The organism is Kitasatospora sp. NPDC093102 (assembly GCF_040683915.1).
In the GTDB taxonomy this organism is placed as follows: domain Bacteria; phylum Actinomycetota; class Actinomycetes; order Streptomycetales; family Streptomycetaceae; genus Kitasatospora.
The window spans coordinates 154,081-180,577 of record NZ_JBFBFA010000001.1 but is presented as its reverse complement, the minus strand read 5'-3'; the positions used below and the strand labels follow the sequence as shown (position 1 = coordinate 180,577).

Here is a 26,497-nt window from a genome sequence, read left to right as displayed (position 1 = left end):
GACAGGCCGCCCGGCGGGTCCTCCGCCGCCACGTGCCGGCCGACGAGCGGAGCGGACGCCCGGTACCGGGCCCGATCGCGATCACTGCGGTCATGAAACTCTCCTGTCACTCGATGTCCGTTGGTGTTCGTGCAACCGGCTCTTGTTCACATCGCCTGGGCGAAGCGGCTGGTGAGGCCGACGACCACCGGCACCACGCCGATCAGGGCGAAGGCCGGGAGGAAGCAGAGCCCCAGCGGCGCGGTGGCCAGCACCGCGGCCCGGCGGACCCGGGCGTGGGCCGCACGGGCAGCCGCCGTGCGCTGCCCCTGGGCCAGCCCGATCAGAGGGCCGGCGGCGGGGACGCCGCCGAGGCTGCTGCGCTCCAGGCAGCGCGCCAGCGGCGCCAGCGACGGGTGGTGCTCGCCCAGTCGGCGCCAGCACAGCTCCGGCGGTGCGCCCAGGGCCAGTTCGGCCCCGATCGCCACCAGCCGAGGACCCAGCGGCGCACCCACGCTCCGGCCCACCGCCGACACCGCCTCCGAGGGCAGCGCCGCCGAGCCGAGGCAGGCCGCCAACAGCTCGGCGCTCAGTGGGAGTTGCCTGGTCAGCAACTGCTCCTCGCGGGCCGCCCGGCGATCGACCGGCGACCGCGCCCGGGCCGACCACCGGTGGACACCCAGCGCCAGCAGCACCCCGACGGCCAGTCCGGAGCCGCCACCGAGCAGCGCCACCGCCGCGAGCCCGGCGGCAGCCGCCGTCACCACGCTTCGTCGGCGCCCAACGCCCGAGGGCGTCAGCCTGGTTCGCTTCCCCGTCCTCTCCCTCCCCCGGGCCGCCGCCCGGGGGAACACCCGTCGATGCCTCGCCCGGCCGCGCACCGACGTCCACACCACCGCGGCCGCAACCGCCGGGAGGGCGACCGCCGCCCACTCGATGCCCCGCATCACCTCGCCCCCGTTCCCACCCCGGGCGCCCGCGCCCGCACCCGTGACAGCCCGCAGTTCCGCTCGCCCGCCCGAAGAGCGGGCGCCGCACGGCCGGGGGCCCGACGCCGCTCGCCCCGCCCCGGAGGCACTTCCAGGGCGCCGTGGGCCGCCGCCCGGACGATGCGCACCGTCCAGAGCACTCCCAGCCCCTCCAGGGCCGCCCCCGCCACGAGGCAGCCCAGTCCGGCCGGCGTGTGCAGCAGCACCTCCAGCGGCCGGGCCCCGAGCGCCGCGCCGAGGAGCAGCCCGACGCCCGGCAGCGCGGCCAGGACGGCGATCGTCGTACGCGGCCCGGCCAGTTCCCCGGCGATCTCCTCCGCGAGCGCCCGCTCGCCGCGCAGCGCCTCCGCGACCCGGTCCAGCGCGGCTGCCAGCCCCGACCCGCTGTCCGCGGCCACCCGCCAGCAGGCCGCGACGGCCGCGGCTCCACTGCCGCCCGGCAGTTCGGCCAGCAGGTGCAGCGCGGCGGGCACGTCCCCGCCGTAACGGCCCGCCGCCAGTCGGGCCACCGGCTCCTCACCGAGCCGGCGCAGCCCCTCCGGGTCGGCCGCGAGCCGCGCGGTGACCAGGTGCAGCGCCTGCTCCGGCGTCGCCCCGCTGCGCAACTCCCCCGCCAGACCGGCGCAGAGGTCCACCACGGCCGCGGCCCGGTGCCGGGCCTCCGCCGCCAGGCGCCGCCGCAGCCGCCACCTGCGCAGGGGCAGGACGGCCAGGGCGGCCGCGAGCACCGGCACCGGCGACTCCGCGGCCTTCCCGGCAGCCAATCCCAGTGGCAGGAGCAGCAGTTCGGGTGCCAGGAACTCCGGCAGCCGGCCCCGGGCCGGCACCGCGACCTCCGGGCCCGGCACCCGCACCGGAGGCCCGCTACCCGCCAGCACCAGCCTGGAGCGCCGCCCGCCCGGCAACTGCTCCTGCACCGCGCGCCACGCGGCGACGGCCACCAGGCACAGCACCGCCGTCCAGCAGAGCGTGAGTTGACTCTGCGTCATGTCGTTCACCTCCGTTGTCGTCGGTCTTTCCGGACCGCGCCGCCGAGCAGCACGACGGCGCCCGCGACGCACCCGCTCAGCAGCAGGGCGAAGGCGAGTTCCACGACCCGCACGTCCGCACCCGCCGGACCGGCCGCCGTCACCGCGATCACGGCCGCCCCGATCCGAGTGACACCCCGCGCGCCGCCAGCAGGCCGACCAGCCGCTCCCAGCCCCGGCCGGGACGCAAGCCGCCGGATGCCGGGAAGGCCACCGCGGGTGTGGTCACGGCCGACCCGTCGCCGGCCGCGGTCAGCGTGTGGATCTCCGCCACCCGGCGCCGCCCCGAGGCCGGATCGCGGACCAGGTGCACCACCACATCGAGCGCGGCCCGCAGTTGGCTGTGGAGCGCCGGCCGGTCGAGACCGGCGAGCGAGCCCAGTGCCTCCAGCCGCACCGGCACGTCCGCCGCCGTGTTGGCGTGGACCGTGCCGCAGCCGCCCTCGTGCCCGGTGTTCAGCGCGGCCAGCAGGTCCGACACCTCGGCCCCACGGACCTCGCCGATCACCAGCCGGTCCGGGCGCATCCGCAGCGCCTGGCGGACGAGGTCCCGCAGGGTGAGCTCGCCCAGCCCCTCCTGGTTGGGCGGCCGGCTCTGCAACCGGACCACGTGCGGGTGGTCCGGTCGCAGCTCGGCGGAGTCCTCGGCGACCACGATCCGCTCGTCCGGCCCGACCAGACCGAGCAGGGCCGACAGGAGCGTGGTCTTCCCCGAGCCCGTCCCGCCGGACACGAGCAGCGACAGCCGGGCCCGCACGATGCCCGCGAGCAGTTCCGCACCCTCCGGTGGCAGCGACCCGCCCGCCGCCAACTCGTCGAGCGTGAACGGCCGGGGACGGCAGACCCGCAGCGAGATGTGCGTGCAGCCGGCCGCGATCGGCGGGAGCACGGCGTGCAACCGGGTGCCGTCCGGCAGCCGGGCGTCCACCCACGGGCGGGCGTCATCCAACCGCCGGCCTGCCGCGGTGGCCAGCCGGTGGGCCAGCCGCCGCACCGCCTCGGCGTCGGCGAAGCGGATTCCGGTGGCTCGCTGCAGGCCGCCGCCACGGTCGACCCACACCTCGTCCGGACCGTTCACCAGGACGTCCGTGACGTCGGGCGCCGCCAGCAACCGGTCCAGCGGGCCCGCACCCACCAGTTCGGCGCGCAGCGAGCGCACGGTGTCCAGGACCTCGTCCCCGCCGAGCGGCGGGCGGGTGGCCCGCAGCGCGGCCGCGACCGAGCCTGCCGTCGGGGCTGCCCCCGACTCGGCCAGCCGCAGCCGGACCGCGTCCACCAGGGCCGCCGTCCGCTGCTCGCGGGCCGTCCGGCCGTACGGGCAGGGCCCGTGCCCGGGCTCCGGCGGCCCGCCGGGCGGCGGCACGCTCCGCAGCGGCCGGTGCTCCCGCGCGTCACCGCCCGGGCCCGGCGAGCCGCTCCGAAGGACCGTTCTACGCAGACGGACCATCAGTACACACCCCCTCCGACCGCCGGCACCGGCGGCAGCACCTCGTTCAGGAAGCTCGCGCAGAAGCGCGCGAGCGGGCCGCTCTCCCGGCTCCCCGGCGGGACGCCCTTCACGACGTCCTGGGCCAGGCCCGGCTCCGGCTCCAGCTCCCCCGCCAGGGGCAACCGCAGCCCGCGGACGATCTGCCGGACCGGGAGCCCGCCGGCCCGCACCGGCCGCAACACGGCCCGGACGTCCCCGAGCCGCATCCGGGCCGCCGCCGCGACCCGGTCGGCGGCGGCCACCGCACGCAACTCGGCCGACACCACCAGCAGCGCCAGGTCGGACTGCTCCAGCGCCTGCCCGGCAGCCGCGTCGAGGTGACGGGGCACGTCGACCACCACCAGCCCGCCGCGCCGCCTGGAGGCGGCCAGCACGCTGCGCATGGCCTCCGGCGGCACCGTCAGGGTGTCGCCGCGGTCCCAGGACAGGCAGGACAGCGCGGAGAGCCGTTTGAGCGCCGGCAGCGCCCGGGCCAGCTCGGCCCCGCTGACCCGCCCTCGGGAGCCGGCCAGATCGGGCCAGCGCAACCCGCTGACCCGCTCGCCGCCGAGCAGGATGTCGATGCCCCCGCCCAGCGGATCGCCGTCCAGGAGCATCGTCCGCCGGCCCGCCCGCGCGGCCGTGACCGCCAGCGCACAGGCCAGCGTCGAGGCTCCGGCCCCGCCGGATCCGCCGAGCACCGCGACGGTGACCGCCGGGCAGCCGACGCCCTCGGCCGCGTCGGCGATCCGGTCGAGCAGCCAGGCCTCGGCGTCGGGCAGGAACAGCACGTGTTCGGCCCCGAGTTGGACGGCCCTGACCCACACCCCGGGGTCGTCCAGGTCCAGGCCGAGCAGCAGCACCCCTCCGCGCCGGCCCAGCCCGGAGCAGCGGGCGGCCTGGTCGTCCCCGACCAGGACCAGCGGGGCCCCCTCCCAGAGGTCCCGCGTCGGCGGCGCGCCCCGGACCAGCCTCGGCTCGGTGCCCGCCGCCGCGCAGATCCGCAGCAGGTGCTCGGCCAGGCCTTCGTCCTCGGTGACGACGAGCGGCCCGGCGACCGCGGGGCCCTCGGCGGCGATGTGGTCGGCGATCGGTGTCGACATGGTTTCTCCCCTCCGCGCCGCCGGCCACCGGGGGTGGCCGGCGGCGCACGTCGGACTCTTCCGGCGGACGGCCGCCCGACAGACCTCCGGGGGAGGAAGGGGATGAGGCCCTGCCCGGCGACCGCCGCCGGTCATCACGGTGGGGGGAGATCCGGATTCCGTCATCCGGGTTCCGATTGCCTGTGGATAACTCGTGGGCTGTGGATGAAAACGTTCACCCGGGCGGGGGGCTAATCGGCGAAGAATTGACGAAAGGGGTCACCGAGATGAACCGGGGCCTGCCGCATCCCGTTCCGTCGCCCTCCCGACCGCCGCCCGCCACACTCCGGACACCGCCTCCGAACGGGCCCGCACCACCGATCGGAACCAGCCGTTCGATCCTCGACGGGCATGAGCAAATGGCAACGCAGAGTGACGAAGTCGGGTGGGCGGGCCGAGCTGCCGACACCCCCTGTAAGCCGCCGACGCACCGGCGCCGAATGCGCCGCGAGGGGCGTTCAAGCCCTGAAAATGGCCCCGGACGTGCGACGACCCCCGCCGGGGGGGAGAGCGGGGGTCGTCTATCCACAGCCCGGCTCGGGGGGGAGGAGCCGGACCGGGTTAGCACGGTCGCGAACGATCCGTGACTTCCATGGTGTACCCGAGCGGCCAGAAACACAAACCCGCACGCCCGCGAGTACGCCGAATGGCGGGGTGTTTTGCAGCTCCCTCTATCCTCGGTTCCCGTGGACACCATCGAGAACGCCGACGACCACGCCGACGAGTCCCAGGGCGACACGACCGGGCCCGAAGAGCTCCGCCCGCCCGTTCGTCCCCGACCCGGCAGGCTGCGCACGGCGGCCTTCTTCGACCTCGACAAGACCATCATCGCCAAGTCGAGCGCGCTGGCCTTCAGCCGCCCGTTCTACCAGGGCGGCCTGATCAACCGTCGGGCCGTACTGCGAAGTGCGTACGCCCAGTTCGTCTTCCTCGCCGGCGGCGCGGACCACGACCAGATGGAGAAGATGCGCGAGTACCTCTCCGCGCTCACCCGTGGCTGGAACGTCCAGCAGGTGCGCGAGATCGTCGCGGAGACCCTGCACAACCTGATCGACCCGATCATCTACGACGAGGCGGCCTCGCTGATCGAGCAGCACCACGCGGCCGGCCGGGACGTGGTGATCGTCAGCAGCTCCGGCTCCGAGGTGGTCGAGCCGATCGGCCGGCTGCTCGGCGCGGACCACGTGATCGCCACCCGGCTCAAGGTCGAGGACGGCTGCTACACCGGCGAGATCGAGTACTACGCCTACGCCGAGAACAAGGCCGCCGCCATCCGGGAGTTGGCCGCGACCGAGGGCTACGACCTGGCTGCGTCCTACGCCTACAGCGACTCCTCCACCGACCTGCCGCTGCTGGAGGCGGTCGGCCACCCGTCGGCCGTCAATCCCGACCGCGCGCTGCGGAAGGAGGCGCAGGCCCGGGAGTGGCCGGTGCTGGTCTTCGACAAGCCGGTGGAACTGCGGCGCCGGCTGCCCGAGTTCTCCGCTCCGAGCGGTTCGGTGCTGACCGCCGTGGCGGTCGGGACGGCCGCGGTGACCGCCGGGGCGATCTGGTACCTGGCCCGTCGGCGGCGTCCCGTCGCCTGAGGCCACTCGACCGGGCCGCCATTGGACAAAACGGGCAATCGTGATGGACTTCTCGTTTCGGGTTCCCCTTTCGCCCGAAACGCGATACAAATGAAGCACGGCCCGCGAGACCCGGTCAGGACCTAAGAGGTCAAACCGACAACGCAGTTCAGGCCCCACGGACCGCACGTACAGATATCCGGGCACCCACATGCAGCCGACCCGCTGTCGGGCCGCCGGACCAGACGAACGGGCAGGATCCCCGTCTGATCGGCACTTCCGGTGCATGCATGGTCACCCGGTATCTGCACCAGCGGCGGCACCCAGCAGGATCAGGTGCCGCCGCATCTTCGTCTCCGCGCGCCCTCGCAGGGCGTGCGCCCCCTCGCTCCGGCCGCTCAGACCATCCCGCGCTGCATCGCCTCGCAGACCGCCGTGCTCTCCCGCACGCCGAGCCGCAGCGCCCGGCCGCAGTGCGCGATCCAGGCCGCCATCCCCTCGGGGGTGCCCGCCAGGTACCCGGCCAGGGCCCGGCGGTACTCGGCCGCGCCGAGCTCCGCCAGGCCGACCTCGGCCGGGCAGATCGACTTCGGGTCGAGGCCCTCGGCGATCAGCACGATCCGCTGGGCGGCCCGCGCGATCACCCCGTTGTGGGTGCCGAACGGCCGCAGCGCGAGCAGTTCGCCGTGCACCACCGAGGCCACGACGAGGGCCGGCGTACCCACGCCCTGCCCCTCCGCACGGGCCACCAGCAGCCGGGAGAGCTGGTCCAGCCGGGCCGCGACCTCCTCCGTACCCGGAGCGGGCGGCAGCACGGGCAGCGGCCCGCCCGCGGTGTCGACCTCGACGCTCTCCACCGGCTTCAGCTCCAGCGGGAACAGTTCCTCGGCGCCCTCCCCGGCCCGCCGCGGGCGACCGGCGGCCGGATCGCCGTCGCCGACCGCGAGCAGGTGCAGCCGGGCCAGCACCTGGAGCGGCGAGTGCCGCCAGATGCTGAGCAGCTGACCGGCCTCGGCGGCGATCCGCAGGGCCGCACCGACCGTGCGGGCTTCGGGATCCGCGCCGAAGTCGCTGCGGCGGCGGACCTCCTCCAGCGGCCAGTCGGCCCCGGCCAGGGCGGCCGACGCGCGGGCGCCGCGCAGCGCGGACTCAGAGGTGACCTCGGCCGCGCGGCGGCGCATCACCCGGTGGCCGTAGAGCCGGTCGACGGCCTTGCGCACCTCGGCCACCGCGTCGGGCACCCCGGGGAGCTGGGCCAGTGGGGCGAGGGGATCAGTTCCAGTGCTCACCTACCCGAGAGTAATGAACGGGGCGCCCCTTCCGGAACAGCAACCCCGCATCACCCATTAGAGGCAATCCTCACTTCCCTCTCCCGGCGAAACCCAAACCACGGCTAGCATGGCCACTATCGGAGACGATAACGATTTCCAACTAGGGAACGCGTCGTGCGCGGCCCCTGGGCAGGCGGCCCGCAGCGAGGGCCCTGAGCGAGAGCCGGAGTCCCCAGATGAAGATCGCCTTCGTCGGCAAGGGCGGCAGTGGGAAGACCACGCTGTCCGCACTGTTCATCCGCCACCTGGCCGCCATGGGCCGACCGGTCATCGCCGTGGACGCCGACATCAACCAGCACCTGGGCCCAGCCCTGGGACTGACGGACGCTCAAGCCGCCGATCTGCCCTCACTGGGCGGACACCTGCCGGAGATCAAGGAGTACCTGCGCGGCAGCAACCCGCTGATCCGCTCCTCCGGCGAGATGATCAAAACCACGCCGCCCGGCCGCGGTTCGCGACTGCTGCGGATCGTCGAGGAGAACCCGGTCTACGCCTCCTGCGCCCGCCCGATCGCACTGGACGAGGGCTCGGTCCGGCTGCTGGCGACCGGCGCCTTCACCGAGGAGGATCTCGGGGTGGCCTGCTACCACTCCAAGGTCGGCGCGGTGGAGCTGCTGCTCAACCATCTGCTGGACGGGCCGGGCGAGTACCTGGTGACCGACATGACCGCCGGCTCGGACTCCTTCGCCTCCGGCCTGTTCACCCGCTTCGACCTGACCTTCCTGGTCGCCGAGCCGACCCGCAAGGGCGTCTCCGTCTACCGCCAGTACCGGGACTACGCCCGCGACTTCGGCGTGCAGCTGCGGGTGATCGGCAACAAGGTGCAAGGCCCGGACGACCTGGCCTTCCTGCGCCGCGAGGTCGGCGACGACCTGCTCGTCACCTTCGGGCAGTCGGACTGGGTGCGCCGCCTGGAACAGGGCGCCGAACCGCCGCTGAAATCCCTGGAGCCGGCCAACCGGGCGGTACTGGAGGAGCTGCGGATCGAGGCCGACGCGGCGTACGGGCGGCGGGACGCGCGCCGTTACACCGAGCAGGCGGCGCTCTTCCACCGCCGCAACGCGGAGAGTTGGGCCAACGCCAAGGTCGGCACCGACCTCGCGACCCAGGTCGACGAGGACTTCGTCCTGGGCGAGTTCGCGGACGCCGGCGAGCGCACGGCCCCGGCGGGCGCCCACGTCTGACCCGCACCACCGCAGCCGAACGGGCCCGGCCTCCCCCACCCTCGGGGGGGCTGCGGCCCGTTCGGCGTTCCGGGCCCGGCCGGACCGCCCCGGCCGTCCGCCCCGTCCCGGCCGCTGCGACCTGCAGATCCCCGACCGTTCGACCACCACCCAATGGGGTGAATCAGAGAGTTTTCCGCTTCCCTCCCGGAACCACGCTGTGCAAAGCTTTCATTACCCTCGGTTTACCGAGTCTTGATGGTTCGCTCGGCGGCCCCCGGTGAGACGTCCCGCACCTCGCCCGGAGCCCTGGCGGGCCTGATGGTCAACGCCGGCCGGTGACACCCGCACTCCCCCGCCGCGCCCACGCCATCCCGCCACACCGTCGCGACCCACGACAGCCGATCCGCCCCGGAGCCCCACCCCGGATTCACCGCCGGACCTGACTGCGTTCGCTCCCCCGGACAGACGGGAAGACCATGACCCTCGACATCTCCAGCGCCCCCATCGCCTCCGACACCACCGACCACGCGCCGCCGGGCCCGGGCCTCCGGACCCGGTGGGCGCACGACCTCTCCGCGTCCCTCGTGGTCTCCCTGATCGCCGTGCCGTTCTCCCTCGGCATCGCGCTCGCCACCGGCGCCCCGCTCACCGCCGGTCTGGCCGCCGCGGCCGTGGGCGGGATCGTGGTCGGGCTGTTCGGCGGCACACCGCTCCAGGTCAGCGGCCCCTCGGCGGCGCTGACGGTGATCACCGCCGGACTGATCGCCCAGTACGGCTGGCAGGCCACCTGCGCCATCACCGTCGCCGCCGGCCTGCTCCAACTCCTGCTCGGCGCACGCCGGGTGGCCCGGACCGCACTCGCCGTATCGCCCGCGATCGTGCACGGCATGCTGGCCGGAGTCGGAATCACCATCGCCCTCGCGCAGCTGCACGTCGTCCTCGGCGGCTCGCCGCAGAGCTCCGCGATCGCCGATCTCCTCGCCCTGCCGGGGCAGTTGGCCGGCCCGCACCCACCCGCGCTGCTGGCCGGCGCGGTGACCGTGGCCGCCCTGGTCGGCTGGCCCCGGCTCGGCCGACTGCCCGGCCGTGCGGGCGAGTTCGGTGCCCGGCTGGCCAAGGTGCCCGGCTCGCTGGCCGGTGTCGCGCTGGCCACCGCCCTCGTGTTCGCCCTGGACCTGCGGCTCGCCCACATCGAACTGCCCGCCTGGCGGCCGCAGGCGCTCCTGCCCGCGCTGCCGCACGGCCCGGCCCTCGGGCTGCTCGCCGCCGTCCTCACCGTCACCGCCGTCGCCAGCGTGGAGTCGCTGCTGTCCGCCGTCGCGATCGACCGGATGTCCCGCCGCACCGGCGACCTCGACCGCGAACTGCGCGGACAGGGCCTCGCCAACCTGGTGAGCGGACTGGTCGGCGGGCTGCCGGTCGCCGGGGGCGCGGTCCGCAGCACCGCCAACGTGCGGGCCGGCGGCCGGACCAGGTGGGCCTCGGTGCTGCACGGCGTCTGGGTGCTGACCGCCGCACTGGCGCTGACCGGCGGGCTGCGCCGGATCCCGCTGGCCGCGCTCGCCGCGCTGGTGCTGGTGGTCGGACTGCAGATGGTGAGCTTCGCGCACATCCGCAAGGTGCACCGGCACCGCGAGTTCCCCGTCTACCTGATCACCGTGCTCGGCGTGGTGGCCGGCGGCGTGCTGTGGGGCGTCGCGATCGGCGCCGCCACCGCGATACTGCTCGCCCTCTACCGGCTGACCCGCGCCCACGTGGACGTCGGGACCGGTCCCGACGGCACGGTCACCGTCCAGACGCACGGCCCGCTCACCTTCACCGCCGTGCCCCGGCTCAGCCGGGCGCTGGCCGGCATCCCGGCCGGGGCCGAGGTCACCGTGATCCACGACGGTTCCTTCCTGGACCACGCCGCGTACGAGACGCTGCACACCTGGCGGGCGGGGCACCAGAACGCGGGCGGCCGGGTCTCGATGGTGACGCGACGACAGGACGACGAGGTGCTCGACCCGGACGGCACCGTGCGCGCGGGCAGTTCACCGGGTCCGCACCGCTGCCGGGCCTGGACGCCCTGGGTCGGCCACCACTGCATCGAGCAGCAGGAGGACCCGCACGGCCGGCTGCTGGACGGCGTCCGGGTGTTCCAGCTGCACACCGCCCCGCTGATCCGGCCGGAGCTCGCCCGGCTGGCACGGGAGGGACAGACACCCTCCCAGCTCTTCCTGACCTGCGCGGACTCCCGGATGGTCACCAGCATGATCACCAACAGCGGTCCGGGCGACCTGTTCACCGTGCGCAACGTGGGCAACCTGGTGCCCGCCCCGCACGAACCCGGAGCGGCGGACGACTCGGTGGCCGCCGCGGTGCAGTACGCGGTCGAGGTGCTGGAGGTGCGCTCGATCACGGTCTGCGGCCACTCCGGCTGCGGCGCGATGAAGGCCCTGCTGGACGGCGTGCACGAGCACCCCGGGCCGCCGACCCCGCTGGCCCGCTGGCTGCGCAACGGCCGCGGCTCGCTGGACCGGCTCCGACGGGTCCCGGCGGAGTTCGCCGCCCGGCCCGCGGTGGACGTCGTGGAGCAGCTCTGCATCACCAACGTGGTCCAGCAACTGGACCAGTTGATGGCGAACCCGGCGGTGGAACGCCGGGTCGAGGAGGGCACGCTACGGCTGGTCGGGATGTACTTCGACTTCGCGACGGCCCAGGCCTACGTCCTGGACCGGGCCGCCGGGACGTTCAGCCCGGTCGAGGCCCGCGCCGGGAAGCGCACGACCGGAATCGAACGCCACGCCGAGGACCCCGCCGGAACCGGCCCCGGTGTCCGACCGAACACGGCATCGGCCGAACGGGTGAATGTGGATGATCGCGTTCCGGTCAAGGGCGGCGAGGAGGGTCCCGGGCTGGCCGCCTGAGAGCCGGGCCCGTGTCCCCGCCGGGCGGGCCGGGGCACGGGCCCACCGACCCTCGCACGGTCTTCCGGTCCTCCGCGGCGGACCGTACACGAGGCGGGACGGCTGCCGATCAAAGGTCTACACCAATTCCCAGGAGCCTCTTGTCAACTGCCCCGTTCGCCTGGTGAGCTGTGCGCTGGGACACACGGGACAATCCCCACGCACGGGATCGCCCCCGATCATGACTCGATGAGGAGTGCGCGTTGAGCAACGAGAGCCTGGCCAACCTGCTCAAGGAGGAGCGGCGCTTCGCCCCGCCGGCAGAGCTCGCCGCAGCCGCCAACGTCACCACGGCCGCGTACGCGCAGGCCTCCGAGGACCGTCTGGGCTTCTGGGCCGAGCAGGCCCGTCGCCTCACCTGGGCCGTCGAGCCGACCGAGACCCTCGACTGGTCCAACCCTCCCTTCGCCAAGTGGTTCGCCGACGGCAAGCTCAATGTCGCGTACAACTGCGTCGACCGCCACGTGGAGAACGGCCTGGGCGACCGGGTCGCCATCCACTTCGAGGGCGAGCCCGGCGACGGCCGCTCGATCACCTACGCCCAGCTCAAGGACGAGGTCTCGCAGGCCGCCAACGCGCTGCTGGAGCTCGGTGTCCGCAAGGGCGACCGGGTCGCCGTCTACCTGCCGATGATCGCCGAGGCGGTCGTCGCGATGCTGGCCTGCGCCCGGATCGGCGCCACCCACTCGGTGGTCTTCGGCGGCTTCTCCTCCGACGCCGTCGCCTCCCGCATCCAGGACGCCCAGGCCAAGCTCGTCATCACCGCCGACGGCGGCTACCGCCGAGGCAAGCCCTCCGCCCTCAAGCCGGCCATCGACGAGGCGCTCACCAAGGTCGACGGCGTCGAGCACGTCCTGGTGGTCCGCCGCACCGGGCAGGACATCCCGTGGACCGAGGGCCGCGACGTCTGGTGGCACGAGATCACCGCGCGCCAGTCCACCGAGCACACCCCCGAGGCGCACGACGCCGAGCACCCGCTGTTCATCCTCTACACCTCGGGCACCACCGGTAAGCCCAAGGGCATCCTGCACACCTCGGGCGGCTACCTCACCCAGGTCAGCTACACCCACCACGCGGTCTTCGACCTCAAGCCGGAGACCGACGTCTACTGGTGCACCGCCGACATCGGCTGGGTCACCGGCCACTCGTACATCGTCTACGGTCCGCTCTCCAACGGCGCCACCCAGGTCATCTACGAAGGCACCCCGGACACCCCGCACCAGGGCCGGTTCTGGGAGATCGTCCAGAAGTACGGCGTGACCATCCTCTACACCGCGCCGACCGCGATCCGCACCTTCATGAAGTGGGGCGACGACATCCCCGCGAAGTTCGACCTGTCCTCGCTGCGGGTGCTGGGCAGCGTCGGCGAGCCGATCAACCCCGAGGCCTGGATCTGGTACCGCGAGCACATCGGCGCCGGCAAGGCCCCGATCGTGGACACCTGGTGGCAGACCGAGACCGGCGCCATCATGATCAGCCCGCTGCCGGGCGTCACCGAGACCAAGCCGGGCTCGGCCCAGCGCGCCCTGCCGGGCATCGCGGCCACCGTGGTGGACGACAACGCCGTCGAGGTGCCGAACGGCTCCGGCGGCTACCTGGTGATCACCGAGCCGTGGCCGTCCATGCTCCGCACCATCTGGGGCGACGACCAGCGTTACGTCGACACCTACTGGTCGCGCTTCGAGGGCCGCTACTTCGCCGGTGACGGCGCCAAGAAGGACGAGGACGGGGACATCTGGCTGCTCGGCCGGGTGGACGACGTCATGCTCGTCTCGGGCCACAACATCTCCACCACCGAGGTCGAGTCGGCCCTGGTCGGCCACCCGTCCGTGGCCGAGTCCGCCGTGGTCGGCGCGACCGACGCCACCACCGGCCAGGCCATCGTCGCCTTCGTGATCCTGCGCGGCGGCGTCACCGAGAGCCCCGAGCTGGTCGAGGAGTTGCGGGCGCACGTCGGCCGCACGCTCGGCCCGATCGCCAAGCCGAAGCAGATCAAGGTGGTCGGCGAGCTGCCGAAGACCCGCTCCGGCAAGATCATGCGCCGCCTGCTGCGCGACATCGCCGAGGGCCGCGAGGTCGGCGACACCACCACCCTGGCCGACAGCACGGTGATGAGCCAGATCCAGGCCCAGCTGCCGTCCCCGGACAACGGCAACGGCTGAAACCACCGAGCCGGTGACGGCTGAGCCCCACTGAGACGACGGCTGTGCCCCGGGCGGCGACCACCGCCCGGGGCACAGCCGTTTCGTCAGCACCATTCGGGTGCCGGGCCGCCGCTCGGGTGCCGGGCTCTGCTCCTCCGGAGTGCAGAACCAGCCTGCAGGGCTTAAGTCCTTGGATAAGACAATCCGGATGTCACCCGAACGTCCCGCTAGACTGTTAAGGACGCATCAAGGCCCTTGACGGGAATCGTGGGCGTCACAGGGCGCGCCGGGAAGTCTGGTCGGCAACTGCACCACCCGTGCATCCGTTGCCGCTCCCAGCCCCAGGAGGTCCCACGTGACCGATCAGCCGCCCGTCCACGAGCCGACGACCCGCCGCCGGCAATTCCTCGGTCGGCTGTCACTGCCCGAGCGCACCTTCATCACCGACGCCCTGCGTACCGAGACGGTCGGCGGCATGCTGCTGCTGGGCGCCGCCGTCATCGCGCTGATCTGGGCCAACGTCTGGCCGCACGCGTACCAGAGCGTGCTCGACTACACCATCGGCCCCTCCACCCCGCTCCACCTCGACCTCTCCCTGGCCACCTGGGCCAAGGACGGCCTGCTGACGGTCTTCTTCTTCGTCGCCGGGATCGAGCTCAAGCGCGAGTTCGTCGCGGGTGAGCTGCGCACGCCCAGTGCCGCGCTGCTGCCCGTGGTCGCCGCCGTCTGCGGGGTGGCGCTGCCCGCGATCCTCTTCGCCCTGGTGAACTCGGGCAGCGGCGGGCACCTCGGTGGCTGGGCGATCCCGACCGCCACCGACATCGCCTTCGCGCTCGGCGTGCTGGCCGTGGTCGGCAGCCACCTGCCGTCCCCGCTGCGCGCCTTCCTGCTCACCCTGGCGGTGGTCGACGACCTGATCGCGATCCTGATCATCGCGATCTTCTACAGCCACGGCATCAAGTTCTGGGCGCTCGGCCTCGCCTTCGCCGGGCTGGTGCTGTTCTGGTTCCTGCACCGGCGCGGCGTCCACGGCTGGTACCTCTTCGTCCCGCTGGCCGTCGTGACCTGGGCGCTGATGCACGAGAGCGGCATCCACGCCACGGTGGCGGGCGTCGCGATGGGCCTGATGCTGCGCTGCCACCGGGAAGGCGACGAGCAGCACTCCCCCGGCGAGCACATCGAGCACCTGGTCCGCCCGTTCTCGGCCGGCCTGGCCGTCCCGCTGTTCGCGCTGTTCTCGGCCGGGGTGGCGATCTCCGGCCCGAAGCTGCGCGAGGTGTTCACCCAGGCCGTCCCGATCGGCATCGTGATCGGCCTGCTGGTCGGCAAGTCGGTGGGCGTGTTCGGCGGCGCCTGGCTGACCGCCCGGTTCACCAGGGCCGAGCTGAACCCGCGGCTCAAGTGGGCCGACATGGTCGCGGTCTCGGTGCTCGCGGGCATAGGTTTCACCGTCTCGCTGCTGATCGGTGAACTGGCCTTCCCGGACGACCCGGCGCTCGCCGCCCGGGCCAAGACGGCCGTACTGGTCGGCTCGGTGCTCGCCGCGGCGGTCGCCACGATCCTGCTGAAGCTGCGCAACCGGCACTACCGCGAGCTGTGCGAGGAGGAGGACCGGGACGTGGACGGGGACGGCATCCCGGACGTCTACCAGGAGGACGACCCGGCCTGGCGGGCGCGGGTCGGCGAGCCCGCCCGCCCGACGACCGGCGGGGACCACGACCCCGCCCCCGACCCCGGCTCCGGCCACCAGGGCCGGTCGGGACAACCCGGCTGAGGCGCCCCGGAAGGGCCCTCCGGGAGGCGCCCGGAAGGGCCCGGCAGTTGACGCCCCGCGGGCCCCGGCGGAGGCGCCCGGAGGGCTCCGGCCACCGGGACACGTCCCCCCGGCGGGGCCCCGGAGTGGTGTCCGACTGACCGGTAGGGGCATGATTCTGAGCTGTCGACAACCCACAGACGCCTCCGGAACCACCACGGCCCCGGAACCGCACACCCGCGGCGGCGTCACGCCGCACAGCCGCAGAGGAGAACCGCTGATGCCCGCAGGAGCCGCAGACCCGTCCAGCAACGGCCGGGTGCCCTACGAGGGCGAGCGTTCGGTGGGCCAGCTGTTCTCGGCGGCCACCGCCGATCTGTCCGCGCTGGTCCACGACGAGATCGCGCTCGCCAAGGCCGAGATCCGGGCGGACGTCAAGCGCGGCGTCTCCGGCGGTGTCTCGCTGATCGTCGCCGGCGTGGTGGCGCTGTTCTCCATCCCGATGCTGAGCGCCGCGGCGGCCTTCGGCATCCACGCGCTGGGCCTGTCGCTGGGCTGGTCCTTCCTGGTCGTGGCGGGCGCCTACCTGCTGCTCGCGGTGCTGCTCGGGATGCTGGCCTGGCGCTCGTTCAAGAAGATCGAGAAGCCGGTCCGCACCATCGAGGGCGCCCAGAGGACCGCCGACGTGCTGAAGAACGCCCGGCCGCGCCCGGCCACCCAGGAGGAGATCGACCGGGCCTTCGGCCGCATCCCGTAACCGGCCCGGCGTCGGCGGAGCGCCGGCGGCGAGGAACGGCGGCCGGGGACGGACCCGGCCGCTGGGCACGGACCCGCCGACAACGAGTGCCGGGCACGTGTCCGGCGCGCGGATGTGACACGCTCTCGGTATGCCGCTTGACCAGAAGCCCGTGCCCGCGCAGCCGCCCGCCGACTCCGGCACCGGACTCGCCCCCGAAGGCCCCGCCGGTCCCGGAGGACCCGGCACCGCCCCCGAGGGCACCGGCCTGGCGCCCGCGCGGGAACCCGAAGGGGAACCCGTCGAAGCGGCCTCCACCGGAGCCCCGGCGACGGGCGGCGAGGCCTGGAGCGTCCGGCAGGCCGGCCCGTGGACGCACCGCGACCTGGCGGCCAACGGTGCCCGGTTCCACATCGCCGAGCTCGGCTCCGGCCCGCTGGTGCTGCTGGTGCACGGCTGGCCCGAGTACTGGTGGGCCTGGCGCCACCAGCTGACCGCGCTCGCCAAGGCCGGCTACCGGGCGGTGGCGCTCGACCTGCGCGGCATCGGCGGCAGCGACCGCACCCCGCGCGGGTACGACCCCGGCAACCTCGCCCTGGACATCACCGGGGTGATCCGCTCGCTCGGCGAGCGCCGGGCGCACCTGGTCGGGCACGCCTCCGGCGGCACCCTGGCCTGGGTGGCCGCGGTGATGCGACCGTCCGTCATCCAGAGCCTGACCGTGGTCTCCGCCGCGCACCCGAGGGACCTGCGCCGGGCACTGCTGACCGACCGGCGGCAGTTCGCCGCCTTCGAGCACGTGCTGGGCTTCCAGCGGCCGTGGATACCGGAACGACGCCTGGTGGCCGACGACGCCGAGCTGGTCGGCCGCTACCTGGCCTCCTGGACCGGCCCGAACGGCCTGGACGAGGCCGCCGTGCACGCGTACCGGCAGGCGATCCAGATCCCCAGCACGGCGCACTGCTCGATCGAGCCGTACCGCTGGCTGCTGCGCTCGATGGCCCGGCCGGACGGCATCCAGTTCGCCCGGCGGATGAAGAAGCCGATCACCGCGCCGACCCTGCACGTCCAGGGCGCGGCGGACCCGGTGCTGCTGCCGCACACCGCGCTCGGCGGCGGCGAGTACGTGGCGGCGCCGTACCGCTGGCGGCTGCTGCCGGGCGTCGGGCACTTCCCGCACGAGGAGGCGCCGGAGGAGTTCACCGCCGAGCTGCTGGACTGGGTCGGCCGCCACAAGGAGTGACGTCGCACGGAACCGGACGCGGCCGTACGTGCGGTCGGCCGGAAGGGCCGTCGGGCCCAACTGCCGTGCCCTTGCGTTCATATGACAACCGCATAGGCCAATTTCGGCGAAGCCGGGGCGGTTACCTCCACCGGCCCAGGGGCATCCCTTCCGGTATGAGTTGGATGCCCGAAAGCGGCGCCGCCCCGCGCGGCCGACGTCACAACAGCCCCCAGCGCTCCGCCCACCGGCCCGACCGGGCGGACGACCTCGGCTTCGACGGCCCCGACGGCCGTCAGCGCAGGGAGCGGCGGCAGCTCGGCATCCCACGCATCCTCGGCCGGCGCGCCCGCTGGGTGGGCGCACGACTGCGGCGCGAGACCTGAGGCCTCGCGCCGCGCCAGCCCGGCCGGGGTGCCGGGCACCCCGCACCCCGCTCAGTTCACGATCGTCGGCGACAGCGCGGTGAACCAGAGCAGGACGAAGGTCGCCACCGACATGATCGGCACCAGCACCTTGGTCTCGACGTTGTTGCCGCTGCGCTTGATCAGCACGACCTCGTAGCGCTCCTTGTGCGGCCAGAGCAGCGGCGCGCCCTTCTTGGTCAGGCAGTCGCCGAGCAGGTGCGCCAGCGTGCCCAGCGCCACCGCGTACGGCAGCCAGCCGGGCGAGTTGGGCATCCAGGTGTTCATCCCGAAGGTGCCGAGCGCGGCCAGGCCGATGACGGTGATCCACGCCTCCGGGCCGTCGCCCGGCGGGCAGAGCCGCAGGGCCCGGATCGCGAGCGCCAGCAGGAAGAAGGTCAGCCCCAGGGTGAAGTTGCGCCCGAGGAAGGTGACCCCGGCCCAGGTGCCACCGCCGATCAGCGCGACGAACAGCAGCGAGTGGGTGGCGTGCCGGTGACCGCCGGAGACCCAGGCCACGAAGCGGCAGAGCACCTTGGAGACCGGGCCGAGGAAGTTGGCGATCGAGCCGTCGTGGTGGTCGAGGTCCGGCAGCAGGGCCGCGCCCGCGCACAGCACCGTGCCCATCAGTATGTCCGCCGGCTGCAGAGTGGTGTGCAGCAGCAGCGGGGGCAGGAACGGAGCCGAGGCCGCGTACAGCATCGCCCCGCTCACCGCGTGCGAGTGACCCATCATCGGACTGCCACGACCTCCCGTCGGGCCCACTCCGGGACGGCGCCCGGTTGAGCCGAACGGGTGAGCGCGGCCGAGGCTACCAGTGCCACCTGACGGGGCGACGGATATCGGACGGTCCGGCCCGGCGCGCCCGGGCCCACCGCCGCCCGGCGGTCCCGGGCGTCCCCGGAACGCCTTGGAGCGGCTTCCGGCCGGGCCCGGTCAGAGCGCGCAGCCCTGGGTGTCCACCCGGGCAGTCGCGGCGCCGCCCTGCACGACGTCCTCGTGCACCTCGGCCGCGGTCAGCACGTAGCCGGTGTCCCCGCTGTCCAGGGACTTGGCGAAGACCACGCCGTACACCTCACCGTCCGGGGTGAGCAACGGGCCGCCGCTGTTGCCCTGCCGGACCACCGAGCGCACCGAGTAGACGTCGCGGACCACCTGGCCGCGGTGGTAGATGTCCGGCCCGTTGGCCTGGATCCGGCCGCGGATGCGGGCCGGCTGGACGTTGAAGGCGCCGTTCTCCGGGAAGCCGGCCACGATCGCGCTGTCGTTGGTCCTCGCCTCGCCCGCGAAGGACAGCGCCGGCGCGTTCAGCTTGGGCACGTCCAGGACGGCGATGTCGCGCTGCCAGTCGTACCGGACCACCGTCGCGTCGTACAGCTGGCCGACACCGCCGATCTGCACGGTCGGCTCGTTGACCCCGCCGACGACGTGGGCGTTGGTCATCACCCGGTGCGGGGCGAAGACGAAACCGCTGCCTTCCAGGGTCTTGCCGCAGGAGGTCGCCGTGCCGACCACCTTGACCAGGCTCTGCCGGGCCCGGGCCACCGCCGGGCTGGCGGCCAGCGCGGGGTCGGGGGTGTCGACCTGGGTGATCGGCTCGTGCTCGAAGGGGTTGAAGACCTGCGGGAAGCCGTTGCGGGCGAGCACCTTGGAGAAGTCCGAGAACCAGTTCGGCGCGTCGCCGGGCAGCGCGTTCTGCACCTCGCCGAGGACCGCCGAGGAGCGGACCTGCTTGGAAACCGTCGGGAGCGACGCCCCGGCCAGCGCCGAACCGATCAGCCAGGCCACCAGCAGCATCGAGACGACGTTCACCACCGCACCGCCGGTCGCGTCCAGCACCCTGGCCGGGCGGCGCCCGATGTGCCCGCGCAGCTTCCAGCCGAAGTGCGCGGTGATCGCCTGGCCGATCGCGGCGAGGACGATCACCACCACGACGGCCACCACCGAGGCCGTGGTGCCGGGGCCGATGTGGTCGAGCAGCAGCGGCAGCAGCTCGACGGCGAGCAGGCCGCCACCGAGGAACCCGACCAGTGAGAGCACGCCGACCACGAAGCCCTGCCGGTAGCCCGACACGGCGAATGCCACGGCCGCGGCGATCAGCAGCACATCCAGGACGTTCACTCGGACACCCTCCCACGGCCCGCGCGCCGGACGCGCCGCCGGTCGGTCACGAGGCGTCGGCGTCGCCGCCCGGCAGCACCCGGGAGTGTTCGAGGTCCCCCTGGACCAGGGCCAGCGCGTCGTCCGAGAGGTCGACGATCCGGGACGGGTCCCAGGGCAGCTCCAGGCCGCTGTGGTGCAGCACCCGGTCGATCACCCCGGCGGTGAAGCCCCAGACCAGCCGCCCGGCGACCGCGAAGGCCGGCCCGATGTGCCCGGACGGGTGGCGCAGCCGCACCCGGTTCGCCGGATCGGCCAGCTCCGCGACGGTGACCCGGAACACCGCGCCGGTCTCGGCCTCGTCCACCGGGCGCACCGGCGATTCCTCACGCCACCAGCCGAGCACCGGGGTCACCACGAAGCGGCTCACCGGGATGTACAGCCGGGGCAGTTCCGCGAACACCTGCACCCCTGCCGGGTCCAGGCCGGTCTCCTCCCAGGCCTCGCGCAGCGCCGCCGCGATCGGGCCCTCGCCGTCCGGATCGCCGTCCTCCGGGTCCAGCGCACCGCCCGGGAAGGACGGCTGACCGGCGTGCGAGCGCAGCGAGCGGGCCCGCTCGATCAGCAGCAGGTCCGGCCCCTCCGGTCCCTCGCCGAACAGCATCAGCACGGCCGCCGGCCGGCCGCCCTCGGCCGGTGGCAGGAAGCGGCTCAGCTGTTCCGGCAACACCCGATCGGCCGCCTCGCGGACCGGCTCCAGCCAGGTCGGCAGCCCGTCCAGCTCGATGCCCCGCGCGGCGCCCCCGGCGTCAGGGCCGGGATGCCCCCACCCCTCGCTCATGCGTCCACCGCCAGGTCCGCGACCCGCCCGTGGTGGAGGGCGGCGTCCGCTCGGGCGGCCGCCTCGCCGGGGAAGTCGGCCGGCGGCCGCAGCCGCTGCCCGGGCTGGCCGCCCATCTCGTACTTCAACAGTTTGCGTGCCTTCTCCGGGTCGGTCTCCCCCTCACCGTACGAGGGGCAGAGCGGCGCGATCGGGCAGGCGCCGCAGGCGGGCTTCTGGGAGTGGCAGATCCGGCGGCCGTGGAAGACCACCCGGTGCGAGAGCATCGTCCACTCCGACTTCGGGAAGATCTCGGCGACCGCCGCCTCGACCTTCACCGGGTCCTCCTCGGTGGTCCAGCCGAACCGCCGGGCCAGCCGCCCGAAGTGGGTGTCCACGGTGATGCCGGGGACCCCGAAGGCGTTGCCGAGGACGACGTTGGCGGTCTTGCGGCCGACGCCGGGCAGGGTCACCAGGTCGGCCAGCCGGCCGGGGACCTCGCCGCCGAACTCGTCGCGCAGCGCTATCGAGAGGCCGATGAGCGACTTCGCCTTGTTCCGGAAGAATCCGGTCGGGCGGATGACCTCCTCCAGCTCCTCCGGGTTCGCCGCCGCCATGTCCTCCGGTGTCGGGTACTTCGCGAACAGCGCCGGGGTGGTCTGGTTCACCCGCAGGTCGGTGGTCTGCGCCGACAGCACGGTGGCCACCAGCAGTTGGAAGGGGTTCTCGAAGTCCAGCTCCGGATGCGCGTACGGGTACAGCGCCGCCAGCTCGCGGTTGATCCTCCGGGCCCGTCGCACCATCGCCAGGTGCGATTCCGGCTTCCTCGGCTTCACCGCCGCCTTCTTCGCCACCGGCTTCTTCGCCACGGCCTTCCGGACCTTGCTCTCTGCCATGCACGAAGGCTACGCCGACCGGCGGACCGCTCGGGGCCGATCAAGCACGGAAACCGGCCCCGGCAGGGCCTGTTGTCTAATGAACCCCGCCCGTGGCCGTCACCTGACAGGGGGAGAGTGCGGATGATCAGGGTCCTGCTGGCAGAGGACATGAGCATGGTGCGCGGCGCGCTGATGGCCCTCCTCGCGTACGACGAGGATCTGGAGGTCGTCGCGGACGTGGAGCGCGGGGACCTGGTGGTGCCGACCGCCCTGGAGGTGCGTCCGGACGTCGCGGTGCTCGACATCGACCTGCCCGGACTGGACGGGCTGCGGGCGGCGGCCGAACTGCACGAGAAGCTCCCCGGGTGCCGGACGCTGATCCTCACCGGACTGGTGCGACCCGCGTACCTGCGCGCCGCGTTCTCCGCCCGTGCGCTCGGTTTCCTCGGCAAGGACGCCCCGGCGCAGGAGCTGGCCGCGGCGATCCGGAAGGTGGCCGCCGGCGAGCGCGTCGTCGACCCGGAGCTGGCGCTGGCCGCCCTGGACACCCGGGAGAACCCGCTGACGCCCCGGGAGTCGGAGGTCCTGCGGCTCGCGGCGGAGGGGGACTCCGTCAGCGAGATCGCCGCCCGGCTGTTCATCTCGACGGGCACCGCGCGCAACCACCTGGCCGCCGCGGTGGCCAAGACCGGGGGGCGTGGCCGGGTCGACGCGATCCGGATCGCCGAGGAGATGGGCTGGCTGCCGACGACGTAGCCCTGCGGCGGCTCCCGGCGCTCGCGGCGCCTTCGGCGTTCCCGGCACCTTCGGCGCACGGCGCTTCCGGGTCGGCGGGCCGTGCGTTTCGCATGGATCCGGCCGTGGACGGCCCACGACGGGGCCTGCCGAGACCTTCCTTCGTCAACGAAGGGAATGCCGGTCGGAGCGCCCGGAGCTAGGCTCACGAGGTCATCGAGGGCGTACCGCCGGGGGGCTGAGGCGCGTGTTGAAGCTGGCCTGGCGAACGGTACGGGCCCGGAAGGCGGGCTTCGCCGGCGCGTTCACCGCGCTCGTCTGCGCCCTGGTCCTGACCGTCGCCTGCGGGGTCCTGCTGGAGTCCGCCGTGCGCACGGGCACCCCCACCGAGCGCTACGCCGCGGCCCCTCTGGTGATCGGCGACAGCACCCGCATCCCGGACGCCGGGCCGCTGACCGCCGAACTCGCCGGGCTGCCCGGCGTCGCGGCCGCCGTCCCGGAGCTCTCCTTCCCGGCGGCCGTCGTCACCGCCTCCGGGAAGGTCCTGTCCGGGCCGCAGGGCGGCCCCTCGCTCGGGCATGCCTGGACGAGCGCCGCCCTCGCCCCGTTCCGGCTGACCTCCGGCCGAGCCCCGGCCGGACCGGACGAGGTGCTCCTCGACGCCGCGACGGCCGCCCGCGCCGGGGTCGCGCCCGGCGGCACCGTCCGGCTGGCCACCGTTGAGGCGCCGCGCGGCTACACCGTGTCCGGGCTGGCCGCGCCGCCACGGGAGTTGTCCCGACAGAGCGCGCTCTTCTTCAGCCCCGGTCAGGCCGCCCGGCTCGCCGGGACGACGACCGGCGCGGACGCGATCGGGCTCACCGTACGGGACGGGGCCGACCTGCGGGCTGTGACCGAGCAGGCCCGGCGTGCGCTCGCCGCGGCACGGGAGCACGACGGCGAGGCGTCCTGGTCCGGGCCCGGGGTGCACACCGGCGACGAGCGGGGCGAGCTGGAGTTCTCCGGCGCTCCCGGGCCCGGGGACGGCCTCTCCTCGCTGGCCGGGACGACGGGCGTGCTGTCGCTGTTCGTCGCGGTCTTCGTGGTGGCGGGGGCGCTCGCGCTCTCCGTGCAGCAGCGGCTGCGCGAGATGGCCCTGCTGCGGGCGGTCGGCGCCACCACCGGGCAGGTGCGGCGGATGATCGCCCTGGAGACGCTGGTGCTGACCGTCGCGGCCGCCGTCGTCGGCCTCCCGGCCGGGATCGGCCTCGCCGCGCTGCTGCGGGGCGAACTGGTCGACCGCGGGGTGGTCGGCTCGGACGTGCCGCTGCACATCGGGCCGACCGCCCCGCTGACCGTCCTCGGCGGCGTCGTCGTCACCGCGCAGCTGGCCGTCTGGGCCGCCGCGCGCCGGGCCTCCCGGGTCGAGCCGACCCGGGCGCTGCGCGACTCCTCGACACCGCAGCCCGGCGTCGGCCGGATCCGGACCGGGCTCGGGCTCGTGACGCTCGCCGTGTGCGGCGCGGTGCTGGCCGGTTCGACGGACAGCCGCCGCGGAGCGGGGACGGCCGAGAGCATGGTGCTGGTGCTGCTGCTCGGGGTGGCCCTGCTCGGACCGCTGATCGGCCGGGTCGCCAGTGTGGCGATCGCCGGGCCGGTGGGCCGGCTCTTCCCGGTCGCCGGGTTCCTCGCCTCCGCCGCGCTGCGGGCGCAGCCGCGCCGCTTCGCCGCCGCCGTCACCCCGCTGGTGCTCGCGGTGGCCTTCACCGGCACGGTGCTGTTCGTCCCGGTCGTCAAGGCGCAGGCCAACCTGGCCGAGGACGGCCGACGGCTGCTGGCCGACCACGTGGTCCAGGCCGACGGGATCGGCCTTCCGCCGGAATTCGCCGCCGCGGTACGGCAGTTGCCCGGCGTCGCGGCGGCCGACGGCCTGGTGTCCACGACCCTCCTGGCGTCCGCCGACGACTCCGGCCGGCAGGGCCTGGACGCCCGGATCGTCGACCCGCAGGGGCTGGCGGAGCTGGTCGACCCCGGGGTGACGGCCGGTTCGCTGGACGGGCTGCGCGGCGCGAGCATCGCACTGGGGCAGCGGTCGGCCACCGCGCTCAAGGCCGGCGTCGGCGCCACCGTCCGGATCGAGTGGCCGGACGGCACCGACAGCACCGCGACGGTGGCCGCCGTGTACGACCGTGACGCACGGTTCGCGGACGCGCTGCTGCCCGCCTCCTTCGCCGCCGCCCACACACGGGACCGGCTCGCACCGACCGTGCTGGTCCGCTCCGCCCGCGGCGCCGACCTCCAGCAGGTGGGCCGGGAGCTCCGGGGCCTCGTCCCGGCCTACCCGATGGCCCGGATCAGCGACCGGGCCGACTACGACGCGGCGCGCCGGCACCAGCAGGAGCGGGCCACCGCGGTCGGGCGGCTACTGCTCGGCATGATCAGCCTGTTCACCGCGATCGCCGTGGTCAACACCCTGATGATGGCCACCGGCGAGCGGGTGCGCGAGTTCGCGCTGCTGCGACTGGCGGGCACCACGCGCCCACAGATACTGCGGATGATGGCCTGGGAGGGCGGGATCACGGTCGTCGTGGCGCTCGCCCTCGGCGCGGCGGTCACCGCCGCCGTCCTGGTCCCGGTCTGCCTCGCGCTCACCGGTACGGCCCGGCCCGCGCTGCCCGGGAGTCAGGTGGCCGCGGTACTGGGCGGGGCCGCGCTGCTGGGGGTGGGCACCGTCCTGCTGACCGCCCGGCTGGCGCTGCGGCGGAAGCCGGGCGAGGCGATGGGGGTGCACGAGTAGCCGGGCCGTGCGGACCGGTCAGGCGGCGCGGGCGGCTTCCCGGGCGGGCTCGGCCTCGACGACGGCGGCGAGGTGGAACCAGCCGGCCGCGTCCCGCCGGGCGGTCAGCCGGCCGCCGACGGCCCGCAGCCGCTCGGTGAGGTTCTCGATGCCGTGCCCGCCGCCCGGTTCGTGTGCAGCGCCGCCCGCTTCGTGTGCAGCGCCGCCCGCTTCGTGTGCAGCGCCGCCCGGTTCGCCCGGTACGCCGTCGTTGGAGACCAGCAGCCGGACCGCACCGAGGCCCGCCCCACCGGCCCGGATCTCGCAGCGCCGGGCCGCGCTGTGCCGCAGCAGGTTGGTGACCGCCTCGCGCAGCACGGTGGCCAGCACCGCGTCGAGTTCGGGCGTCAGCCCCTCGCAGTCCAGGTCGGCCTCGACCTCGATCCCGGCCGCCCGCAGCGCCGAGACCGCCGAACGTGCCTCCCGCGCCAGGGACATCCGGAGGTCGCCGCTGGAGAGCCGACGGGTGTCCGCCATCGTCTGCCGCACCAGTGCCAGCACCTCGGCGATCTCCGTGCGGGCGCGCTCCGGGTCCTCCGCGGCCAGCCGTTCGGCGAGCTGGCACTTCAGTGCCGCCACCGAGAGGCTGGAGCCGAGCAGGTCGTGCAGGTCGCGCGCGAAGCGGAGCCGCTCCCGGTCCACCGCGAGTTCGGCCAGCTCGGTCCGGGCCGCCCGCAGCTCGGTGACCAGATCCGCGAGTCGGGCCACCCCGTAGACCACGATGCCGCCCACGGCGGTGGACACCGACGCGTTGACGCACTGGCCGAGGTTGTCGCCCAGCGCCGCGCAGAGCGGGTACTGGGCGGCCACCAGCGCGACGAACAGCGCCCAGGAGCACGGTGGCGCGACGGTCAGCAGCACCGATCCGGCGAACGACCCGGGTATGCCGACCCACGCCCCGCCGAAGAGCAGGAACGGCAGGTAGGTCAGCGCCCCGTGGACGACCAGACTCCACGGCCACCAGCGCCGCGCCGGGCGCCACGGACCGGCGTGCCCGATCTGGAAACCGAGCAGGACCAACAGCAGGGCGACGGCGGGCAGTTGGTAGGACAGGCCGTCGTGGTTGCGGACCGTGGCGACCACCGAGGCGGCACAGAAGCCGACGGCGACCATCACGACGATGCCCCGGGTGAGCCGCGCGAGGGGGTCGCCGGGGCCTTCCGAGCGCTTCGGCCGGGATCGATCGCCGTGGCTTCGGTCCGCGCTGTGGCCCAAGGGGAGCTCCCGGTAGACGACTCGACACGCCGCGCGCGGCGCGGGAGCCCGCTTCGCAC

Annotated in this window: 21 protein-coding genes; 10 read left to right on the top strand and 11 right to left on the bottom strand. The window is 74.2% G+C overall.

What is annotated here, in order from left to right; genetic code table 11:
• Window positions 1–146 precede the first annotated feature (146 nt).
• The 5 genes from AB0O11_RS00820 to ssd form a co-directional block, all read right to left on the bottom strand.
• Window positions 147–743: a type II secretion system F family protein gene (locus tag AB0O11_RS00820; protein WP_363380269.1), complete on the bottom strand. Its 597-nt coding sequence runs from the start codon at window positions 741–743 to the stop codon at window positions 147–149.
• Window positions 744–925: 182 nt separating this feature from the next.
• Window positions 926–1,957, bottom strand: a complete 1,032-nt coding sequence (locus AB0O11_RS00815; protein WP_363380267.1) for a type II secretion system F family protein — start codon at window positions 1,955–1,957, stop codon at window positions 926–928.
• Window positions 1,958–1,962: 5 nt separating this feature from the next.
• Window positions 1,963–2,109 carry a hypothetical protein gene (locus tag AB0O11_RS00810; RefSeq protein ID WP_363380264.1) on the bottom strand — a complete coding sequence of 49 codons (147 nt, stop codon included), beginning with the start codon at window positions 2,107–2,109 and terminating at the stop codon, window positions 1,963–1,965.
• Window positions 2,106–3,443: a TadA family conjugal transfer-associated ATPase gene (locus AB0O11_RS00805; protein WP_363380262.1), complete on the bottom strand. Its 1,338-nt coding sequence runs from the start codon at window positions 3,441–3,443 to the stop codon at window positions 2,106–2,108. The genes AB0O11_RS00810 and AB0O11_RS00805 overlap by 4 nt, the downstream gene beginning before the upstream one ends.
• Entirely contained in the window at window positions 3,443–4,567 is a 1,125-nt protein-coding gene (ssd, locus tag AB0O11_RS00800) for a septum site-determining protein Ssd (RefSeq protein ID WP_363380260.1), read from the bottom strand. Before ssd ends, AB0O11_RS00805 begins: the two co-directional genes overlap by 1 nt.
• A gap of 827 nt (window positions 4,568–5,394) precedes the next feature.
• Between ssd and AB0O11_RS00795 the strand changes: the two genes are divergently transcribed.
• Entirely contained in the window at window positions 5,395–6,192 is a 798-nt protein-coding gene (locus AB0O11_RS00795; RefSeq protein WP_363381240.1) for an HAD-IB family hydrolase, read from the top strand.
• Between the two features lie 377 nt (window positions 6,193–6,569).
• Here AB0O11_RS00795 and AB0O11_RS00790 read toward each other — a convergent pair whose 3' ends face one another.
• Complete coding sequence (locus AB0O11_RS00790) at window positions 6,570–7,460, bottom strand: oxidoreductase (protein WP_363380258.1); 891 nt, start codon at window positions 7,458–7,460, stop codon at window positions 6,570–6,572.
• Between the two features lie 218 nt (window positions 7,461–7,678).
• On the opposite strand from AB0O11_RS00790, the gene AB0O11_RS00785 reads away from it, so the two are divergent.
• The 7 genes from AB0O11_RS00785 to AB0O11_RS00755 all read left to right on the top strand — a co-directional run bounded on the left by AB0O11_RS00785 (window position 7,679) and on the right by AB0O11_RS00755 (window position 17,857).
• Window positions 7,679–8,686, top strand: coding sequence for an ATP-binding protein (locus AB0O11_RS00785; RefSeq protein ID WP_363380256.1), 1,008 nt, complete (start codon window positions 7,679–7,681; stop codon window positions 8,684–8,686).
• 458 nt (window positions 8,687–9,144) lie between these two features.
• On the top strand, window positions 9,145–11,577 hold the full coding sequence (locus AB0O11_RS00780) for a SulP family inorganic anion transporter (RefSeq protein ID WP_363380253.1): 2,433 nt from the start codon (window positions 9,145–9,147) through the stop codon (window positions 11,575–11,577).
• Window positions 11,578–11,819: 242 nt separating this feature from the next.
• Window positions 11,820–13,778 (top strand): acetate--CoA ligase, encoded by a 1,959-nt coding sequence (gene acs / locus AB0O11_RS00775; RefSeq protein WP_363380251.1) that lies wholly within the window; start codon window positions 11,820–11,822, stop codon window positions 13,776–13,778.
• A gap of 337 nt (window positions 13,779–14,115) precedes the next feature.
• A complete protein-coding gene (gene nhaA / locus AB0O11_RS00770) occupies window positions 14,116–15,534 on the top strand; it encodes a Na+/H+ antiporter NhaA (protein ID WP_363380249.1) in 1,419 nt (472 codons plus the stop codon).
• Window positions 15,535–15,793: 259 nt separating this feature from the next.
• Window positions 15,794–16,270, top strand: a complete 477-nt coding sequence (locus tag AB0O11_RS00765; protein WP_363380246.1) for a phage holin family protein — start codon at window positions 15,794–15,796, stop codon at window positions 16,268–16,270.
• Window positions 16,271–16,400: 130 nt separating this feature from the next.
• Window positions 16,401–17,492 carry an alpha/beta hydrolase gene (locus tag AB0O11_RS00760; RefSeq protein WP_363380245.1) on the top strand — a complete coding sequence of 364 codons (1,092 nt, stop codon included), beginning with the start codon at window positions 16,401–16,403 and terminating at the stop codon, window positions 17,490–17,492.
• Between the two features lie 155 nt (window positions 17,493–17,647).
• Window positions 17,648–17,857, top strand: coding sequence for a hypothetical protein (locus AB0O11_RS00755; RefSeq protein WP_363380243.1), 210 nt, complete (start codon window positions 17,648–17,650; stop codon window positions 17,855–17,857).
• A gap of 51 nt (window positions 17,858–17,908) precedes the next feature.
• Here the strand turns inward: AB0O11_RS00755 and AB0O11_RS00750 are convergent, their stop codons facing one another.
• The 4 genes from AB0O11_RS00750 to nth all read right to left on the bottom strand — a co-directional run bounded on the left by AB0O11_RS00750 (window position 17,909) and on the right by nth (window position 21,691).
• Complete coding sequence (locus AB0O11_RS00750; protein ID WP_363380240.1) at window positions 17,909–18,610, bottom strand: metal-dependent hydrolase; 702 nt, start codon at window positions 18,608–18,610, stop codon at window positions 17,909–17,911.
• Window positions 18,611–18,811: 201 nt separating this feature from the next.
• The gene (locus AB0O11_RS00745; protein ID WP_363380238.1) at window positions 18,812–19,996 is read right to left on the bottom strand and encodes a MarP family serine protease; all 1,185 of its coding nucleotides are present in this window, start codon (window positions 19,994–19,996) and stop codon (window positions 18,812–18,814) included.
• A 46-nt stretch (window positions 19,997–20,042) separates the two neighbouring features.
• Complete coding sequence (locus AB0O11_RS00740) at window positions 20,043–20,816, bottom strand: CoA pyrophosphatase (RefSeq protein WP_363380237.1); 774 nt, start codon at window positions 20,814–20,816, stop codon at window positions 20,043–20,045.
• Entirely contained in the window at window positions 20,813–21,691 is an 879-nt protein-coding gene (gene nth, locus AB0O11_RS00735) for an endonuclease III (RefSeq protein ID WP_363380235.1), read from the bottom strand. The genes AB0O11_RS00740 and nth overlap by 4 nt, the downstream gene beginning before the upstream one ends.
• 123 nt (window positions 21,692–21,814) lie before the next feature.
• On the opposite strand from nth, the gene AB0O11_RS00730 reads away from it, so the two are divergent.
• The gene (locus AB0O11_RS00730; RefSeq protein WP_363380233.1) at window positions 21,815–22,429 is read left to right on the top strand and encodes a response regulator transcription factor; all 615 of its coding nucleotides are present in this window, start codon (window positions 21,815–21,817) and stop codon (window positions 22,427–22,429) included.
• Between the two features lie 226 nt (window positions 22,430–22,655).
• On the top strand, window positions 22,656–25,184 hold the full coding sequence (locus AB0O11_RS00725) for an FtsX-like permease family protein (RefSeq protein WP_363380230.1): 2,529 nt from the start codon (window positions 22,656–22,658) through the stop codon (window positions 25,182–25,184).
• 18 nt (window positions 25,185–25,202) lie between these two features.
• On the opposite strand, the gene AB0O11_RS00720 is transcribed toward AB0O11_RS00725, so the two are convergent.
• Window positions 25,203–26,438, bottom strand: a complete 1,236-nt coding sequence (locus tag AB0O11_RS00720; protein ID WP_363380228.1) for a histidine kinase — start codon at window positions 26,436–26,438, stop codon at window positions 25,203–25,205.
• Window positions 26,439–26,497 lie beyond the last annotated feature (59 nt).